This is a genomic window from Streptomyces sp. NBC_01622 (assembly GCF_045209635.1).
Lineage (GTDB): Bacteria > Actinomycetota > Actinomycetes > Streptomycetales > Streptomycetaceae > Streptomyces.
This window is the reverse complement of the sequence record NZ_CP109293.1, coordinates 4480926-4498880: the sequence shown is the minus strand read 5'-3', so window position 1 is coordinate 4498880 and position 17955 is coordinate 4480926. Positions and strand designations below refer to the sequence as shown.

The window sequence follows — 17955 nt, the reverse complement described above, 5'->3', positions numbered from 1 at the left end:
TTCTAGAAGCAGCGACGATCGTGGAACCAGGTGCGCGTGAATCGGCCGGGACCCAGTCAGGGGCCGGCCGGCAGTTTGTCCAGCAGGCCCATGCGGGACGTGATGCCCAGCTTGGTGTAGGCGTGGCTGAGGTGGAACTCGACCGTCTTGACGCTGAGTACCAGTTGGCGGGCGATCTGGCGGTTGGTCAGTCCTGACGTGGCCAGGCGGCCGATCACCAGTTCCTGTGGGGTGAGAGGGGAGTCGGACGCGGCCGCCCCGCCACTGGCGGCCAGTTCACGTTCGCAGAGGGCCGCGCTCGGGGCGGCACCCAGCTCGGTGAAGGTGCGCAGCGCCCGGCGCAGCTGCCCGGTCGCGTCGGTCCGCCGGCCCGCGCGGCGCAGGAACGCGCCGTAGGCGAGCTGGACGCGGGCCCGGTCGAAGGGGTCCGGCACCTGTTCCGCGTGGCCCAGTGCCGTGCGGAACGACAGCTCCGCCGCATCCGGCGACCGGCGTGCCGCCAGCAGGGTGCCGCGCGCCCGGGCCGCGGCCGCCAGCCGGGAGTGCCGGCCCCGGTGGGCGGAGGGCGCGTCGAGGCCGTCCAGGATCCGCTCGGCCTGCCGGTGTTCCCCGAGCGCGGTGAGCGCGTCCACCAGCAGATCACGCCAGGGTGCCACGACCGTCCGCGCCACCGGCTCCCGCTCCAGCAGGGGCAGCAGCGCGCCCGCCACCTCGTCGTGCGCTCCCCGGGCCGCCGCCAACTGGGCCCGCGCCCTTGCCACATGGGCGAAGCCCGCGGCTCCGTGGCCGTATCCGCCGCTGCCCAGGGCCTTCGCGAGGTACTCGGCGGCCCGCTCGGTCCGCCCCCTCAGCGCGAGCGCCCCCGCCGCGTCCGCGCAGGCGACCGGCTCCAGCCAGCCGAGGCCGCGGGTGACAGCGGTCTGCGCCGCCGCTTCGAGTTCGCGCAGGGCCACGTCCCAGTTCCCGAGGCGGAGTTCGGTCTCGCCCAGGAGGAGTTGGGCCGTCGCGCGCAGGGGCGCCGGACCGCTCCGGCACAGCGGCGCGGCCGAGCGCAGGTCCGCCCGGCTGCCCTCCAGGTCGTCGAAGCCGAGCCTGAGCGCACTGCGGCCCAGCAGCAGGTCCACGTCGCCGGACTGGACGAGCACCGACTCCGGCAGCCCGGCCGCCCGCTCGATGCCCTCCTCCACGGCGTCCGTCAGGCCCAGGGCGGCCAGTTGGGCGTAGCGCAGCATTGCGCCGGTGAACGGCACGGGCGGCAGAGCCCCGGCCCGCTGCGCCCACCGTACGGCGGCTGCCGCCTCGCCCTGGACGAGGCCGACGAGGGAGAGCCGTTCCGCGATGCGCCGGGCCAGCGCCGGGTCCAGGGCGGGGTCGCAGTGCCGCCACGCGTCGTCCAGGAGCAGCCGGGCACCGGGCGTCTCGCCCCGGACGAACGCGAGATGGCCGTGCACATAGCGATGGGCCGCCCGTGCGCTGTCGCCCGGCAGCGCACGCGCCAGGTCGGCGGCCTCCTCCACCCGCCCCTCGCAGAGCAGCGCGTCCGCCGCCTCCACGGTCAGCCGCTCACGTTCGGGCCGGGTCGCCGCCAGCCGGGAGGCGTGCGCGGCCATCGACGCGGCCCGTGACCAGTCACCGGCGGCGGCCTGCCGGCGGGCGCCCGTGGCGAGGTCGGCGACGAGGGCCGGATCCGGGCTGCGGCCCGCGAGCAGCTGGTGCCAGGTACGGCTGGCGGCGTCCTTGCTGGCCTGCACCGCCCCGGTGTGCAGCGCGGCCCGGCGGGCCGGCCCCAACTGGTGGTAGACGGCGGCCTGGACCAGCGGGTGCGGGAAGGCCAGCTCGGGCGGGCCGCCCGCCGGACACTCCTCCAACAGCCCTTGTCCCACGGCCTGTTCGACGGCGGGCAGCGGGTTCTCCAGACCGGCCAGCTGCGCCACCCGGTGCAGCGGCGCGCGCGGCCCGAGCACACTGGCCGCGGCCACCAGGTCCCGGGCCGGCGTGTCGCAGTGTGCGAGCCGGTCCCGGACCAGGAACTGGTACGAACGGGGCGCGGGCAGCGGGGAGTCGGAAGCGGCCAGGACCTCCGGCTCCACCTCCCGGAGCAGCGCGCGCAGATGCAGCGGATTGCCCCGGGTGTGGGCGTGCAGTCTGCCGACGGCGTGCGGCGGCAGGCCCGTGGGCAGCAGCCGGTCGCACAGCGCGCCGGTCTGCTCGGCGGTCAGGCCGTCGAGCGCGAGGCGGAGGGTCTCGTCGTCCGCCAGCAACCTCCCCAGTCCCTTGGGGAGTTGGGCATCGGCCGGCGCGTGGACGGCCAGCACGGTGAGGACCGCCGCGGACAGCAGACGGCGCAGGACGAAGGTGAGGGCGTCCAGCGACGGCGCGTCCGCCCAGTGGGCGTCGTCGATGACGAGCACGACGACGGTGTCCGCCGGGATCCGGTGGGCGAGGGCGAGCAGCCGCGCGCCGACCGCGCCGGGCTCGTCCCGCGGCCCCGGCGCGTCCTCGCCCACCGAGGTCTGACTGAGGAGTTGGGTGAGGACGCCGTAGGCCAGTGCCGTCTCGTTCTCGGCGCCGCTGGCCTCCAGCACGCGTACCCGGTCCGCCGTGCGCAGGAAGCGGCGGACCAGGGCGGTCTTCCCGATGCCGGGCGGACCCTCGACGACCATCAGACGCGATGCCCCGGCGCGGGCCTCGCGCAACCTGTTCTCCATTTCCCCGAGCTGCGGCTCCCGGCCGTAGAACGACGGTTCTCCGGCCTCGGCCGGTCGGTGCGCGTGGTGCAGCAGTGTGTTCACCGGCATGTCGACGTCTACCCCCGTAGTTGCGTCGGTGTTCCCGGGGCCATGGTGCTCGCCCTGTCATGACGGTTCAACGCGCGTGCCGTTGAGCGGTCCGGTCGGCCGGATTCCGCGGCTCACCCCGCCAGGACGCGTACCGCGGGGACGGGCAGTGCCGCGAGCCTGCGCTGGACGAAGAAGGTGTTCTTGTTCTGGTCCAGGCCCGGCACGGGGCCGATCCACCGCCAGCCCATCCCGGCGGCGTACCGCTCGGTGAAGCGCCGCCACTCGTCGGGGTTCGGGTACCTGCGGTTCGCGTCGTGGAAGTAGACGTACGTGGAACCGAACTCCGTGGCGTTGCCGATCGGGTTCGCGATCGCCCCGCCGAGCGCCCGCACGGCCACCGACCGTGCCGCGGACGGCAGTTGGGCCCACGGCCGTTGCTGGAGGTCCAGATAGGCGCGGCGCTGACCGCGCGGGATGCCGGGCGGCGCGGGCGGTCCGAAGGTACCGCCCGTGCGGACGAAGTCGGCGCGGGCCATGTTCCGTTTGCTCGCCCCCCAGCTCTTGAGGACCGGTTGCAGCGGGGTCGAGTAGGCCCGCAGAAAGGCGTTGAACGTCCGGTAGTAGGGGCGGGTGAGCAGCGCGTACCGGTTGAACATCGCCCAGATGACCGCATGGCTGTCGGCGTCGTCCCGGCCGCCCGACTCCCCGATGACGAACCGCGCGGTCCACTCGGCGTCCTCGGCGGTGAACTGATAGGGCGCCTTGCCCTGAGCGCTCAGGACGCCGAGCCGCGGGGGCGTGGCGACCTCCAGCGCAGGGGCGGAACTTCGGCGCGCGGCGGACGACGGTGCCGGTGAGGAAGGCGAGGGCGGCGGCGCGAAGCGCACGTGCAGATGGTTGTCGTGGTTCTCCAAGGGGCGTACGCCGCGTATCTCCGGGTCGTTGAAGAAGATCGCGTGGACCGGCAGCACGTCGTTGTTCCGCAGCAGGTCGACGAGTTCCTGGGTGAGCGCCCGCGAGTAGGAGGCGTGGCGCCAGTTCGTCGGTCCCTGGCGGCGGTCGGACTTCACCGGGTAGAGGTCCGCTTCGAGGCCGAGCCGGTGCGCGGCGCGCCCGGTCAGCGGGCCGCCGCCTTTGCGGCCGACATCCCGGATGTGGAGCACGGGCCCCTGGGGATGGGCCCGGTGCCAGGCGGCGGCGACGGCCAGCAGGGCACGGGCGGTCTCCGGCCGCCCGAACCGGTGCGTGGGCCGGCCCGTCGCCCGGAAACCGGGTCCGTACTCCGGGAGTTGACAGCTGATCGCGGGGTCCCCGGCCACTCCCGCGGCGGTGCGCAGCAGCGCCCAGGTGGCGGGTCCGATGAGGCCGTCCGCCGGTGAAATGCCCTGCGCCGTCTGCCACTTCAGCGTCTCGGCGCCGAGCACGGTCCAGTCCCAGTCCGTGCGGTGCCGGTCCAACACCCGCCGGACGGCCGGGAGATGGGCATCCCAGCCGAGCGAACGGGCGTAGGCGCGGTTGCGGGCGGTGGTGCCGGGCAGGTGCCCGGCCCGGGTCGGGGGCGGGCGCTCCGTCCCCTTCCGTACGGCGGTCGAGGTCGTCGGCATGACCTCACTCCCCTTCCGGGCGGCCACGCCGGGCCGCGGCGGAACGCCCCGGCGGGAGCCCGGCGGGCCGCCGCTCGGGCTGCCTGCCGCGGGGCAGTTCCCTCGGTGCGCCGGCGGACCGGGGCAGTTGTGCCCTCGGCTCGGCCCGGCCGAGCTGTCGCGCGCCCCGCTGGTCGGAGCCCGCGCCGACGGCGTGCCGGCCCTGCTGCTCCAGCAGCCTGCGGCGCAGATGTACGGCGGGCATGGTGGCGTCGACGCGCCCGTCCGTGCGCTCCAGACCGAGGTCGACCCCGGTCACCGAGCGGTACGAGTGCAGGTACCCCTGGATCTCCGAACGCCAGTAGCGGCCCCAGTTCGCCGCCTGGGTACGGTCGTTGACCGCGTTCCAGTTGCCGTAGCGGATCGAAAGGAGCAGTTGCTCGCCGAACCGGCCGAGGTCGCGGAAGTGGATGACGGTGTCCGGGGTCCAGCCCTGGAGCCGCTTCATGGTGTCGACGCGGTCCATCCACTGCTCGGGGTAGGCGACCATCGTGCGGCCGGGCAGGAACTCGCGCATCTCCGGGCGGGCCAGCAGCCACTCCTCCATCAGCATCTCCTGGCGGGCGGTCCAGGGCAGGTCGCCGTACTGGTTGTGCTGGCCCTCGGTCAGCAGCAGATGGACGTCCTTGAGCGCGTTGAGGACCGGGAAGCCGTCAGCGATGATCGTGGTGTCGTCGTCCTCGCGGAAGAACACGGACGTCAGACTCAGCAGGGTGTGGAAGGCCTCAAGGAACCGCGGCCGGCTGTCCACCGGCCTGATCGGCGGTGCGCCCGGCGCCAGTTGGGTGACCCCGTAGTGGTGGTCGTACTCGTAGGCCCGGCGCAGCGGCGACAGCCGGTTCTGCTCGTCCTGCACATAGCCCCACATCAGCTGGCTGAGGGCACGCAGCGGATCGATGTCGACATGGGCCAGCGGGTCGTAGTCGCCGGGGCCGTGCACGTTCTGGAAGCGCGCGGCGATCGCCTCGGCCGACTGGACCAGCATGCCCTCCTCGTGCCAGTACGACCAGATCAGTTCGAGGAAGCAGGGGAAGGTCAGCTTGTCGCGCAGGATGCCGAAGGCCTCCACACCGAACTTGTCCGCCTCCGTGATCGCCAGCTCGCCCAGCTTCAGCCGGATCACCCCGAGGTAGGGCAGCAGCGCCAAGTCCTGTTCGTCCGGGCGGCGTTCACCCCCTGAGTGGGCCGAGATGTAGCGCAGCCAGCGCTGCTGGATGGCCCGCGCGAAGGCGTCGCCGTCCACGTCGCCCGACTCGCCGTAGCGGCGCCGCTCCTCCTCCAGGTCGACCCCGTCGAACGGGGACGTCAGGTCGTCGCTGTCGACGTGGACCCCGCAGCGCACGAGGAGGAACACCTCGGTGGCGACCTTCAGCAGCCGGTACGCGTCCACGCCGGGGAACGGCAGGGCGCGCGGCCCTGTCTTCTTGCGCGGCTCGCTGGGGTCGGGCAGTCCGGTGCCGGACATCAGCGGGTCGATGAAGGCGCTGTACTCGTTGAACGAGATCCGGTCGGTGGAGCGGCGGATCGCCGTCCACAGGGCCTGGTCGTCGGTCGGGTCCGAACCCGCCCTGCGCAGCTGGACATTGATGCTGTCGCCGGCGGCGATCGGCCGCACCTGCACGGTGAGGTCGGCCGTGGCCACGTCGTCCGCGACACCCGGGCTGCGGAACGTCACCCGGGCGGTGTACGCGCCGGGCCGCTGGTCGTCGGGCACGTCCCAGACGGCGCGGGCGGGGTCCTGCGGGTCGCTCGGCAGCGGGCCGAAGCCGAGGACTTCCCAGGTGACGATGGGGTCCGACTGGCTGGATGTGGCGAACAGTGAGACGCGTCCGCCCTGTTGGATCTGCTGGGGCCGTACTTCGATCGTGGCCATGACGGCCTCCTCAACGGCTGTCGTACGCGGAGAGCTCCGCGGGGTGTGCGGCTATGGGTTGTCGGTGTTCTGCGGCCCCGTCCAGGGCGTCGAGCGTGCTGGAGAGTGCCCAGTGGGTGATCAACTCCCCCAGCAGGCGGCTCTCCTCCTCCGGTGTGATCAGCGATGCGGCCCTGGCCTGGCCGAGAACCGCGAGGACGAGCGTGGGCGGTGCGGTGCGCAGCAGCTCGGGCTGCCGTACCCAGCGCCGGTAGCGGGCCAGCAGCAGCGCGGGGGTACGGCTGGAGCGGGGCATCAGGTCGGCCAGCCGGGCACCGCTCAGCGCGGGCGGACGGTGACCCACCAGCAGCCGGACGAAGCGGGGCATGGACCGTTCGAGGACGCCGGTCAGCTCGCGCAGTTCGCGCGGGGCGCGGTGCGGCGGATAGAGCGTGGCCCACAGCGTGCTCAGCTGCCGCCACTGCGGATGCGGGTACAGGGCGTCGCCCACGGCGCAGCTGAGCCGGACCCTGATGTAGGGGAACGGATGGGGGTCGTCGAGAGCCGGCGCGAGCACCAGCCGGCGCGGCAGGCTCACCACGGCCATCAGACCCAGGGTGCCGCCGATGCCGAGCTTCCCCACGGCGAAGAGATCCGCGAGCACCTCGGAGAGGGTCAGCCCCCAGTAGCGGAAGGCCGACCGCTCGGCCGCCGTGCCCGCGTGCCGCTCGATGTCGTAGAGGACGGGCCGCAGCGATCCGAGGAGCCCGAGCTGGGCGACCGCCTGATGGCCGACCTCGTGGACCAGGGACGAGCCGATCCCGTACCCCACCATGCGTTCGCGGGGGATCCGGATCAGTGAGACCGGGCTGCGCCCGCCGCCGGGGATGCGGGTGTGTACCCGGCGGATCGCGCCGCCCGGACCTCGGGCGAGGTAGCAGATGATGGGCGGCGGGTCGGCGAGCGGGGTGCCCGGCGTGACGAGCGCGTCGACCGCCGCGACGTCCAGCCCGGCGAGCTGCACCCCGACGTCGTGCTCGCTGCGCTGGGTGACGGCTTCCGAGAAGACGTCGAAGTGGCTCAGTACGGAGTTGAACTCCCAGCGCAGCAAAGAGAACTGGTGCTGCTGCCACTCGGGGTCCCGGTCGCCGCCCGGCCCTTCCAGCCACTCCAGATACGCGCCGACCCGACCCCGGAGCCTGCTCCGCCCCTCCATGAGGAAACGCTCGATCGCGCTCTGGGCGGCGGCGGACGGTGCGGCGGCAGGCACCATGGTCTCGTGCAGCGCGAACGGCCTGACCCGGTTCAGACGGGTCAGCAGAGCGCGGGCCTCGCCTTCGAGCAGCGCGGTGGCTGCCGGCCGCAGGTCCATGGCGGTCAGGCCCCCATGATGACGATCTTGCGGCCCTGCCGGACCCAACGACCCGACCGGGCACGGCCGTTGTGGTGGCCCTCGTGGTGGCCTTCGTGGTGCGTCCGCTCCTCGTGCCCCCAGCCCTCCTCCCGGGCGCGCCGCTCCTCCTCGGCGCGGCCCCGTTCCTCCTCTTCCTCCTCGGCGTGCTCCCAGCCGCGCTCCTCACCGAACTCACGCGTGGCCTCGCGCCGCTCCTCACCGAACTCGCGCCGCTCCTCGCGCCGTTCCTCGCCGTTCCCCCACTCCTCGCGCTGTTCCTCGCGGCGCCCCTCCTCACGCCGCTCCTCGCCGTGCCGCCATTCCTCCAGCGCCGGGGACGCGCCCCACTCCTCCTTGGCGGCGGGGGCGGCCGGTGCCCCGGCCGGCTCCTCGACGGGCACGGATACGGGCGGCCCCGGCCAGAACCAGGCCGCCGGCACGGCGAAGGTCCTGAAGCGCCGGGCCACACCCGGTGCGTAGCGGCGGGCAGCCGAGTGGACGGCCTGCTGCGCCAGAGCCCGCGGAGCTATCCGGCGCGAGCCGGACGCCGCGTTCCGCGCGGCGGCACCGCTCAGGGCGACGAAACGCCGGGCGGTCTCGAACTCGTACTCCTCGTGGTCGATGCCCTCGCCCTCGACCTCGAACAGATTGCTCACGAAGTCGCCCGCCTTGGCGCCGAACGCGGTGCCGATACCGGGTCCGCCGATCGCCGTCCCCAAGGCGCCTCCGATGGCGGGCAGCGCCTGCTTGGCGACGTTCTTGAGGATGCCGCCGACCGCCTTGCCGGTCGCGGACCCCAGGAAGCCCCCGGCCTTCCGCGCGGCCGCCCTCAGCCATTTCCCCAGGAACTCCTCCAGCTCCTCCTCGGAGGTGACCCCCAACAGCTCGGTGGCCAGCTGGACTTCCTCCTCCTCGTCGAAGGGGCTCTCCAGCGACTCGGACACCCGCTCCTCGCGGCGTCCCTCGGCACCGAACTCCTCTTCCTCCTCCCGGTAACGCCTTCCGTATTCCTCTTCGTACGGCTGCATGAGACCAGCCCCTCCCGGCAGTGAGCCGACGCGACCTGTCCAGACCCCCGAACCAGGGCCTGGAACCGCAACGTTGGCAGCGCGCCGGGTACGGCGTCGCCAGGGAGGGGACTGGGGAAGACCCTGGACCCGGCTCTCCCCAGGGTCCCTGGGGACGGGTACGACCGAGGGCCCCGTTCCCAACCCGGGAACGGGGCCCTCATGGACGTAGCGGAAGGAACCTCAGAAGCGGCGCGTGATCAGTGCCCGCTTCACTTCCTGGATCGCCTTCGTGACCTCGATGCCGCGCGGGCAGGCGTCCGTGCAGTTGAAGGTCGTGCGGCAACGCCACACGCCGTCACGGTCGTTGAGGATCTCCAGGCGCTGCTCGCCCGCCTCGTCGCGCGAGTCGAAGATGAAGCGGTGGGCGTTGACGATGGCGGCCGGGCCGAAGTACTGGCCGTCGTTCCAGAAGACCGGGCACGAGGATGTGCACGCGGCGCACAGGATGCACTTCGTGGTGTCGTCGAAGCGCTCGCGGTCCTCCGCCGACTGCAGACGCTCACGCGTCGGCTCGTTCGTGTCCTTCGTGATGAGGAAGGGCATGACGTCGCGGTACGCCTGGAAGAACGGGTCCATGTCGACGACCAGGTCCTTCAGGACCGTCAGACCCTTGATCGGCTCGACCGTGATCGGCTTCTCGGGGTTGAGGTCCTTGATCAGGGTCTTGCAGGCGAGACGGTTCTTGCCGTTGATCCGCATCGCGTCCGAACCACAGATGCCGTGCGCGCACGAGCGGCGGAAGGTCAGCGTGCCGTCGATGTCCCACTTGATCTTGTGGAGACCGTCGAGGACGCGTTCCTTGGGGTCGATCTCCAGCTGGAAGTCCTCCCAGACCGCTTCCGCCGAGACCTCGGAGTTGAAGCGGCGGACCCGGAAGGTGACCGTGATGTAGGGGGAGTCGGCGAAGCCGGGCTCGGGCTGGCCGGCCGCTTCCGCCTTGTCCAGAACAGGGGTAGCCATCAGTACTTACGCTCCATCGGCTGGTAGCGGGTCTGGACGACCGGCTTGTAGTCGAGACGGATGGACTCGGTGCCGTCGTCGCCGACCTCGCGGTACGCCATGGTGTGGCGCATGAAGTTGACGTCGTCGCGGTTGGGGTAGTCCTCGCGGTAGTGACCGCCGCGGGACTCCTTGCGGGCGAGCGCCGAGACCGCCATGACCTCGGCGAGGTCGAGCAGGTTGCCCAGCTCGATGGCCTCAAGGAGGTCCGTGTTGAACCGGCGGCCCTTGTCCTGGATCGAGACGTTGCGGTAGCGCTCGCGCAGCTCCGCGATCTTCTCGACCGCCGTCTTGATCGTCTGCTCGGTGCGGAACACCATGACGTTCGCGTCCATGGTCTCCTGCAGCTCGCGGCGGATGACCGCCACGCGCTCGGTGCCCGTGGAGTTGCGCAGGTGCTCGACCTGGTCGATGACCTGCTGCGCCGGGTCCTCCGGCAGCTCGACGTACGACGCCTTCTGGCTGTACTCCGCCGCCGCGATGCCTGCCCGGCGCCCGAACACGTTGATGTCCAGGAGGGAGTTGGTGCCGAGGCGGTTGGCGCCGTGGACGGACACGCAGGCGACCTCGCCGGCCGCGTACAGCCCGGGGACGACGGTGGTGTTGTCGGTGAGGACCTCACCCTCGACGTTCGTGGGGATGCCGCCCATGGCGTAGTGCGCGGTGGGCTGGATCGGGATCGGGTCCGTGTACGGCTCGATGCCGAGGTAGGTGCGCGCGAACTCCGTGATGTCCGGGAGCTTGGCGTCGAGCTGCTCCGGCGGAAGGTGCGTCAGGTCGAGGTAGACGTGGTCGCCCTCGGGACCGCAGCCGCGCCCTTCCCGGATCTCGGTGTAGATCGACCGCGACACGACGTCACGGGACGCGAGGTCCTTCATGACCGGCGCGTACTTCTCCATGAAGCGCTCGCCGTCCTTGTTGCGGAGGATGCCGCCCTCACCGCGGGCGCCCTCCGTCAGCAGGATGCCCATGCGCCAGATGCCGGTCGGGTGGAACTGGAAGAACTCCATGTCCTCCAGCGGCAGACCGCGCCGGTACACGGCCGCCTGGCCGTCACCGGTCAGGGTGTGCGCGTTCGACGTCACCTTGAAGAACTTGCCGCAGCCGCCGGACGCGTAGATCACGGCCTTCGCCTGGAAGACGTGGATCTCGCCGGTCGCCAGCTCGTACGCGACCACGCCGACCGAGGTCTTCACGCCGTCGACGTCGGCGATCAGCTGGTCGAGGACGTAGAACTCGTTGAAGAACTCCACGCCCTCCTTCACGCAGTTCTGGTACAGCGTCTGGAGGATCATGTGGCCGGTGCGGTCGGCCGCGTAGCAGGAGCGGCGGACCGGGGCCTCGCCGTGGTTGCGGCTGTGACCGCCGAACCGGCGCTGGTCGATCGTGCCGTTCGGCGTGCGGTTGAACGGCAGGCCCATCTTCTCCAGGTCGAGGACCGAGTCGATGGCCTCCTTCGCCAGGATCTCGGCGGCGTCCTGGTCGACCAGGTAGTCACCGCCCTTGATCGTGTCGAAGGTGTGCCACTCCCAGTTGTCCTCCTCCACGTTGGCGAGCGCGGCGGCCATACCGCCCTGCGCGGCGCCCGTGTGGGAGCGGGTGGGGTAGAGCTTCGTCAGGACCGCGGTGCGGCTGCGCTTCGTCGACTCGATCGCGGCGCGCATACCGGCGCCGCCGGCGCCGACGATGACGGTGTCGTATTTGTGGATCTTCATCAGAATTCCTCAGTCCCTCAGCCCGGTGGCCTAGCGGATGTTCGGGTCGAAGGTGAAGATCACCAGCGTGCCCAGCAGGATGGTGAACACCGTGGCGGTGTAGAGCAGGCCCTTGAGCCACAGCCGGGTGTTCGCGCGCTCCGCGTAGTCGTTGATGACCGTGCGCAGGCCGTTGGCGCCGTGCAGCATCGCCAGCCAGAGCATCAGCAGGTCCCAGACCTGCCAGAACGGCGAGGCCCAGCGGCCCGCCACGAAGGCGAAGCCGATCTTGGAGACACCGCCGTCCAGCACGAGCTGGATCAGCAGGTGGCCGAGGACCAGGACGACCAGCACGACGCCGGACAGGCGCATGAAGAGCCAGCCGTACATCTCGAAATTGCCCCGGGTCGACTTCGGGGTCTTCCTGGTGCGCTTGCGGGGGGCTTCGATGAGGGGCGCGGGGTTGTCCACGGTGTAGACGGACGCGCTCTCCACGGGGCCGATGCCCGACGCTGCGGTTTCAGTCGTAGACATCTGTGTCAGCTCCCGAAGAGAACACGAGCGGCGTGGCCGAGCACGGGGTAGATCGCCCCGAGCATGAGCACGACCCACAGGCCCACGACCGACCAGAGCATCTGCTTCTGGTAGCGCGGGCCCTTCGACCAGAAGTCGACGGCGATGACGCGCAGGCCGTTGAGGGCGTGGAAGAGGATCGCGGCGACGAGGCCGTACTCCAGCAGTCCCACGATCGGCGTCTTGTAGGTGGCTACGACCTTGTCGTAGTCCTCGGGGGAGACACGCACAAGAGCGGTGTCCAGCACGTGTACGAACAGGAAGAAGAAGATGAGGACGCCGGTGACTCGATGAGCCACCCAGGACCACATTCCTTCCCGGCCGCGGTACAGCGTTCCAGCCGGCACGGAAGAACCCTCCGGGAGCGGGGATTTAGGGCCGCGCCGGCTTCTCTGTCGGTCGGGCCCGGCCGGGTACGGTCCACCGGCCCTCAGCATCGTATCCAGCCGTTGACGCGGGTCTTACGGCGGGCCTGCTGGTGTGATCAAACTGGCACGGAAAGGTGCACGTACGGGCTAGCGGAGTGGGTGTTTGTCTGGATTGCCGGGTGCGGCGCCGTCGTGGCTGGTCGCGCTGTTCCCCGCGCCCCTGAGGGTATCCAGCAAACGCCCTCTTGCGAGGCGCCGTAGCTCCTCCGCAACGACCACCCGTTCCTCCTCCGGATCGTTCGTCAAACGTGACCGGATGCCTGCCAACACGTGGTCCAGGACTTCGTATGGGGGGAGGTCGTCGACGCAGATGACGAACACGTGGCCGAACCTCGCCTCGTACGTCGCGCGGGCCGCCCCCAAGGCCATGTGGGCGGCCTCGTACGTGTCGTCCGGGAGGACCGGCAGTGATTCTCCCGCCAGCGCCTCCGCCAGGTCCCCCACGGTGAGGTCGTACGCCGCCTCGTCGGACGCGGCGAGTAGGGCGTCGAGGTCGGGGTAGGGGCGGTGGTCTGTGAGGCGGCGGGACCAGCGATGGCTGTGGAGGCAGGTGAGGAGGGTGTGCCGGGCGTCCTCGGGAGGCGCTGTGTTGAACGTCTCCAGCGATTTCGGGGACGGCGAGGTGCGGGACTGCTCGGGCAGCGCGGGTATGGCCAGTCGGCCGGGAAAGTGGGGAAGGCGGTGCGAAGGCAGTGTGGATCCTCGCGTCACGGATGGTGCGGCAGGGGATGCAGTGAGAGGTGCGTCACCACGTTATCGGGAGTGGTCATGACGTGTCCGTTGGATGCCCGAGTTTCACCCGGACGGGAGAGTTTCGGAACGTGTGGTGGACACTCGCGGTCCGCCCGGGGCCGTAGGTTGGCGCCGTGAGCCAGCACAGGCGCCGCTCGTCGGCGAAGCCGTTGAAGCCGTTGAAGCCGTTGAAGCAGCGGCGGGGGCTGATCGCCGTCGCCGTGGCCACGGCGGTGGTCGGGGGCGGGGTCGGCCTCGGGCTGTGGGCGTCGTCCGGGGACGACGGGAGCCCGGTCGGAGCCGCGCTGAGTCCCTCCGAGGGCACCTCCACCTCCTCGCGGGCCGCCCACTCGCGCACCCCGACGCCCACTCCCACCCCGAGCCCCACCCGCGTCTATCCGCTGTCGCAGACGCCCCGCACGATTCCCGCCGTGCGCTCGCACACCCCCGCGCGCGGCCCCGGCTGGCGCCCCGCCAAGGGGGAACGGGTCGTCGTCGACGACGCCGACCTCGTCGACGAGGGGCGGCTGATCGCCGGTGAGCTGGGGCTGACGTACGCGGGCGAGGCGAGTGACGTGCGCGCCGGGGACGTACGACTGGCGCTGAACGACGACGAGGGCGCGAACCCGGAGTCGTACGCGATGACCGTGCGCGGCGGGCGGGTCACCATCAGCGGGCCCTCGGACGCGGGGGTGTTCTACGGCACCCGCACGCTCAAGCAGGAGGTGCACGGCGGCGGTTCGGCGCCGGAGGGTGTCGTGCACGACCAACCGGCCAAGCCGCGGCGCGGGTTCATGCTGGACATCGCGCGCAAGCCGTTCACCGCGTCCTGGATCGAGGACCGGGTACGGGAGTTGGGCGACCTGAAGTTCAACGAGCTGGGCCTCCACTTCTCCGACGACCAGGGCTTCCGGATCGAGTCGACGACCCATCCCGAGGTCGTGTCGAAGGACCATCTGACGAAGGCCCAGGTGAAGCAGATCGTCGATCTCGCCGCCGCCCGGCACATCACCGTCGTGCCCGAGATCGACTCGCCGGGACATCTCGGCGCGGTGCTCGCCGCTCACCCGGATCTGCAACTCCGCAACGCGTCGGGCGTCGCCACGCGCGGTGCGATCGACATCTCCAAGGACGCGTCCGCCGCGATCGTCGACGAGCTCCTCGACGAGTACGCCGGGCTCTTCCCCGGCGACCAGTGGCACCTCGGCGGCGACGAGTACCAGGCGCTGACGGTCGCCAACCCCCAGGCGTCCTTCCCGCAGTTGGCCGCCGCCGCGACGAAGGCCTACGGCTCCGGCGGCACCGTCGCCGACCTCACCACCGGCTGGCTCAACGACCGCGCCGACACGGTCCGCAACCACGACCGGACGATGCGGGTGTGGAACGACGGCTTCTTCGCGGGTACGTCCGTACAGGCCGCCAAGGACCTCCAGGTCGCGTACTGGACGGGCAAGGAGATCGGCGCCCGGCAGCCCGTCGCCTATCTGAGCGCGGGCCGCAAGGTCCTCAACTACAACGACGAGTACCTGTATTACGTCCTCGGCGAACCGCAGACCTTCGTCTATCCGACGGGGCGGCGGATCTACGAACAGTGGACCCCGCGCGTGCTGCGCGGCACGCAGGCCGTCCCCGCGAAGTACGACGGCCAGATCCTCGGCGGCTCCTTCGCGGTCTGGTGCGACCTGGCCAACTCCCAGACCCAGGCCCAGGTCGCGGCCGGCATCCGCATGCCGCTACGAGCCACCGTTCAGAAACTGTGGGACCCGGGAACCCCGAAGCTGACCTGGACCCAGTTCAAGTCCCTTGCGGGCAAGGTGGGTTGAGCGGGGAGGGCGGGGCGCTGCCCGGCGGCCGACGGGTTGCCTCCTGTTGGCTGAAAACCTCTTGTTCCCTTTTCTTGACCTGCGTGAGGTCGTCCCGTGTGACACTCCCGGGGTGCGGCACGCAGTCAGGGGAAACGCGGGCCTCGCAGGGGAGGGGCCCCGCCGAGGGAGGTTCGGATGAGTCTGGTGGAACTGATCGCTCAGGCCGACGAACGCGCGCTGGCCGTCAGCGGGCTGGCTTGTTTGGATCGGTGTGTGCCACTGCTGGGCGGTGGTGACGAGGTGCTGCGGCCGTTGTGGGCCGGCCTCGCGGACGGTGCGGTGGGAGAGGAGTGGGGCGAGCGGCTGGAGAAGGCGCGCGGTGAACTGCCCGCCCTCTTCGAGGAACCCGGTGAGGACCTGGCCGCGCCGCTCGCCCGGCAGATGCTCGACACCGCCCCGGACGTGCCGGCCGACCCCTCGGTACGGGAGTGGGCCGACGCCTGCTCCGTCGCCTCGCTGCGGATCCACCAGCTCCTCGACCCCGCCGACGACGGCTCCCCGGTCGACGCCCGCCGGGCCGGCCGTACGGACGGGTTGTCGCCGCTCGTCGCCGCCGAACTGCGCCGCCAGATCACCGTGCTCGAACTCCTCTCCGGCCCCGCCCCGGGCGGACTCCGCCAGGTCCTGGCCGTGTCGACGGAGGGCCGCCGGGTACTGCGCGCGGTGGTGTCACGCCGGGCACGCGGACGGGCGTGAGCGGGGCCAGGACTCCGTATTCGGCGAAGTCTGTGATCGTCGTGCGGTGAGGATGGGGTGGTCCTGCGCCGGTCCGGGGGAATGTCCGGATCGTGGTGCCGGAAGACCGCCCGGCCGTGCTTCTCCTGGTGTGGTGACAGAGCGGATGAGAGAGCGGTCGCGGCCCAGGGCCGCCGCGCAGCCCGTGCGGTGGGCCGCGGACGCGGTGGCGATGATGCGCGAGGGTGCGCGGGTGCGCCTCGACTACTCGGCGCGGAGCCTGTGGCGCGTCGACCGGATGATCGAGGAGATACGGCGGGAGGGCGCGCCGTACGCCGCCGTGGAGAGCGAGTTGCGCGGATTCGGGGCGTACGCCGGCGAGGTGATCGCGCGGCAGACCGGTGCCGAGTGGTGGGCGACCGGCGGTGAGCACTGGCTGCGTACTCCGGACGGGCGCCTGTGGGACCCCGTCGACGAGGCGCGGCGGTGTTTCGGCGGAGACGGGTCGCTGCGGCTGCTGTGCCGGGACGCGATCAACGGCGTACAGAGGTAAGGGAGTTCGGCGGACGTCCCGGGGTGCCGCACACGGCAAAATCGCCGCAATAAGAGACGCTGGCGTTCCCCCAGGGGGAGGTCCGGGAGGACGATGAGGGCAACTGCCGGACCGGGGAGGGCGCATGGCCGAAAACCGTCGTTGGTGGGCGCTGGTCGTCATCGCGCTCGCGCAGTTGATGGTCGTCCTCGACATGACCATCGTCAACATCGCACTGCCGTCCGCCCAGACCGACCTGGGGATGTCGGACGGGAACCGGCAGTGGGTCATCACCGCCTACACCCTCGCCTTCGGCGGACTGCTGCTGCTCGGCGGCCGGATCGCGGACCTCGCCGGACGCAAGAACACGTTCATGATCGGCCTGATCGGCTTCGCCGCCGCGTCCGCGCTCGGCGGTGCCGCCGCCAACCAGGGCATGCTGTTCGGCGCCCGGGCGCTGCAAGGAGTCTTCGCCGCGCTGCTGGCACCCTCCGCGCTGTCGCTGCTCACGACGACGTTCACCGACCCGAAGGACCGCGGCAAGGCCTTCGGCGTGTTCGGCGCGATCGTCGGCGCGGGTGCGGCAGTGGGTCTGCTCGCCGGCGGTTTCCTCACCCAGTACCTGGACTGGCGCTGGTGCCTCTACGTCAACGTGCCCATCGCGCTGGTCGCGTTCGCCGGCGCCTGGGTGCTGCTCAGCGGCAGCTCCCGGCACCCGGAGGCCCACCTCGACATCCCCGGCGCCCTCCTCGGCTCGGGCGGCATGCTCACCCTCGTCTACGGCTTCTCCGAGGCGGAGTCGAGGAGCTGGGGCGACGGACTCGTCCTGGGCCTGCTCGCCGCCGGTGTCGTCCTGCTCCTCGCGTTCGGGTTCTGGCAGACCCGGGCCCGGGTTCCGCTGCTGCCGACGACGGTGGTGAAGGACCGTCAGCGGATCGGGGCGTTCCTCACCATCCTGTTCGTCACCATCGGCATGTTCGGCGTGTTCCTCTTCCTCACCTACTACATGCAGCGCGTCCTCGGCTATTCGCCGGTCAAGACGGGCGTCGCCTACCTCCCCATCACCGTCGGCATGATCACCGGCTCCACGCAGGTCGCGGCCCGGCTGGTGTACCGGGTCCCGCCGCGCACCCTGATGGTCCCGGGCCTGCTGATCGCGGCGGGCGCGCTCGCGCTGATCGCCCAGGTCGGGGTGGAGCCCGCGTACGCCACGTACATCCTGCCCGGCATGCTGATGCTCGGCCTCGGCATGGGTACGGCGATGATGACCTCGGTGTCCCTGGCCACCGGAGGCGTCGCCCCGCGCGACTCCGGCGCCGCCTCCGCCACCTTCAACACCGCCCAGCAGGTGGGCGGTTCGATCGGTACGGCCCTCCTCAACACGATCGCCGCCACGGTCACCGCGCGCTACGCCACCGCCCACGCGGGCCCCGGAGTGAACAAGCGGCTCCTTGAGGCGAAGGCCGCGGTGCACGGCTTCAACGTCGCCACCTGGTGGGCGATGGGCTCGCTCCTGCTCGCCGCGCTCATCGCGGGCGTCCTGGTGAACACGGACCGGGTGCCGTCACCGGGCGCCGCCCCGGCGGAGACACCCCAACAGCCCGTGGAAACCACCCTTTAGGACTGCCGGCCCCGCTCGAAGCAGGCGACCGGCTCCGGATCGGGGGACGGCACCGATGACCGGGTTGAGCGCCCGCCGCGTGCGCGCCGGTGCGGAAG

At 71.4% G+C, this 17955-nt stretch carries 14 protein-coding genes; 4 read left to right on the top strand and 10 right to left on the bottom strand.

Going from position 1 to position 17955, the window contains the following annotated elements; translation table 11 throughout:
* Window positions 1-56 precede the first annotated feature (56 nt).
* From OH768_RS20180 to OH768_RS20135, 10 genes are all read right to left on the bottom strand, one after another.
* Complete coding sequence (locus tag OH768_RS20180) at window positions 57-2798, bottom strand: helix-turn-helix transcriptional regulator (RefSeq protein WP_406455523.1); 2742 nt, start codon at window positions 2796-2798, stop codon at window positions 57-59.
* 113 nt (window positions 2799-2911) lie between these two features.
* Window positions 2912-4384 (bottom strand): penicillin-insensitive murein endopeptidase, encoded by a 1473-nt coding sequence (locus tag OH768_RS20175; protein WP_406455521.1) that lies wholly within the window; start codon window positions 4382-4384, stop codon window positions 2912-2914.
* 4 nt (window positions 4385-4388) lie between these two features.
* Window positions 4389-6296, bottom strand: coding sequence for a hypothetical protein (locus tag OH768_RS20170; RefSeq protein ID WP_406455519.1), 1908 nt, complete (start codon window positions 6294-6296; stop codon window positions 4389-4391).
* A 10-nt stretch (window positions 6297-6306) separates the two neighbouring features.
* Entirely contained in the window at window positions 6307-7647 is a 1341-nt protein-coding gene (locus OH768_RS20165) for a hypothetical protein (RefSeq protein ID WP_406455517.1), read from the bottom strand.
* 5 nt (window positions 7648-7652) lie between these two features.
* Window positions 7653-8696, bottom strand: coding sequence for a hypothetical protein (locus OH768_RS20160; RefSeq protein ID WP_406455515.1), 1044 nt, complete (start codon window positions 8694-8696; stop codon window positions 7653-7655).
* 222 nt (window positions 8697-8918) lie between these two features.
* A complete protein-coding gene (locus OH768_RS20155) occupies window positions 8919-9698 on the bottom strand; it encodes a succinate dehydrogenase iron-sulfur subunit (RefSeq protein WP_043677140.1) in 780 nt (259 codons plus the stop codon).
* Entirely contained in the window at window positions 9698-11452 is a 1755-nt protein-coding gene (gene sdhA, locus OH768_RS20150) for a succinate dehydrogenase flavoprotein subunit (RefSeq protein WP_393036195.1), read from the bottom strand. Before sdhA ends, OH768_RS20155 begins: the two co-directional genes overlap by 1 nt.
* A gap of 30 nt (window positions 11453-11482) precedes the next feature.
* Window positions 11483-11965, bottom strand: a complete 483-nt coding sequence (locus tag OH768_RS20145; protein WP_406455513.1) for a succinate dehydrogenase hydrophobic membrane anchor subunit — start codon at window positions 11963-11965, stop codon at window positions 11483-11485.
* Between the two features lie 5 nt (window positions 11966-11970).
* Window positions 11971-12351 carry a succinate dehydrogenase, cytochrome b556 subunit gene (sdhC, locus tag OH768_RS20140; protein ID WP_406455511.1) on the bottom strand — a complete coding sequence of 127 codons (381 nt, stop codon included), beginning with the start codon at window positions 12349-12351 and terminating at the stop codon, window positions 11971-11973.
* A 168-nt stretch (window positions 12352-12519) separates the two neighbouring features.
* On the bottom strand, window positions 12520-13143 hold the full coding sequence (locus tag OH768_RS20135) for a 2-oxo-4-hydroxy-4-carboxy-5-ureidoimidazoline decarboxylase (RefSeq protein ID WP_406455509.1): 624 nt from the start codon (window positions 13141-13143) through the stop codon (window positions 12520-12522).
* 155 nt (window positions 13144-13298) lie between these two features.
* On the opposite strand from OH768_RS20135, the gene OH768_RS20130 reads away from it, so the two are divergent.
* From OH768_RS20130 to OH768_RS20115, 4 genes are all read left to right on the top strand, one after another.
* Window positions 13299-14987: a beta-N-acetylhexosaminidase gene (locus OH768_RS20130; protein ID WP_406455507.1), complete on the top strand. Its 1689-nt coding sequence runs from the start codon at window positions 13299-13301 to the stop codon at window positions 14985-14987.
* Between the two features lie 177 nt (window positions 14988-15164).
* Complete coding sequence (locus tag OH768_RS20125; protein WP_406455505.1) at window positions 15165-15725, top strand: hypothetical protein; 561 nt, start codon at window positions 15165-15167, stop codon at window positions 15723-15725.
* Window positions 15726-15870: 145 nt separating this feature from the next.
* Window positions 15871-16257, top strand: a complete 387-nt coding sequence (locus OH768_RS20120; RefSeq protein WP_406455503.1) for a hypothetical protein — start codon at window positions 15871-15873, stop codon at window positions 16255-16257.
* A gap of 124 nt (window positions 16258-16381) precedes the next feature.
* A complete protein-coding gene (locus OH768_RS20115) occupies window positions 16382-17857 on the top strand; it encodes an MFS transporter (RefSeq protein WP_406455501.1) in 1476 nt (491 codons plus the stop codon).
* The last annotated feature ends 98 nt before the right edge of the window (window positions 17858-17955 follow it).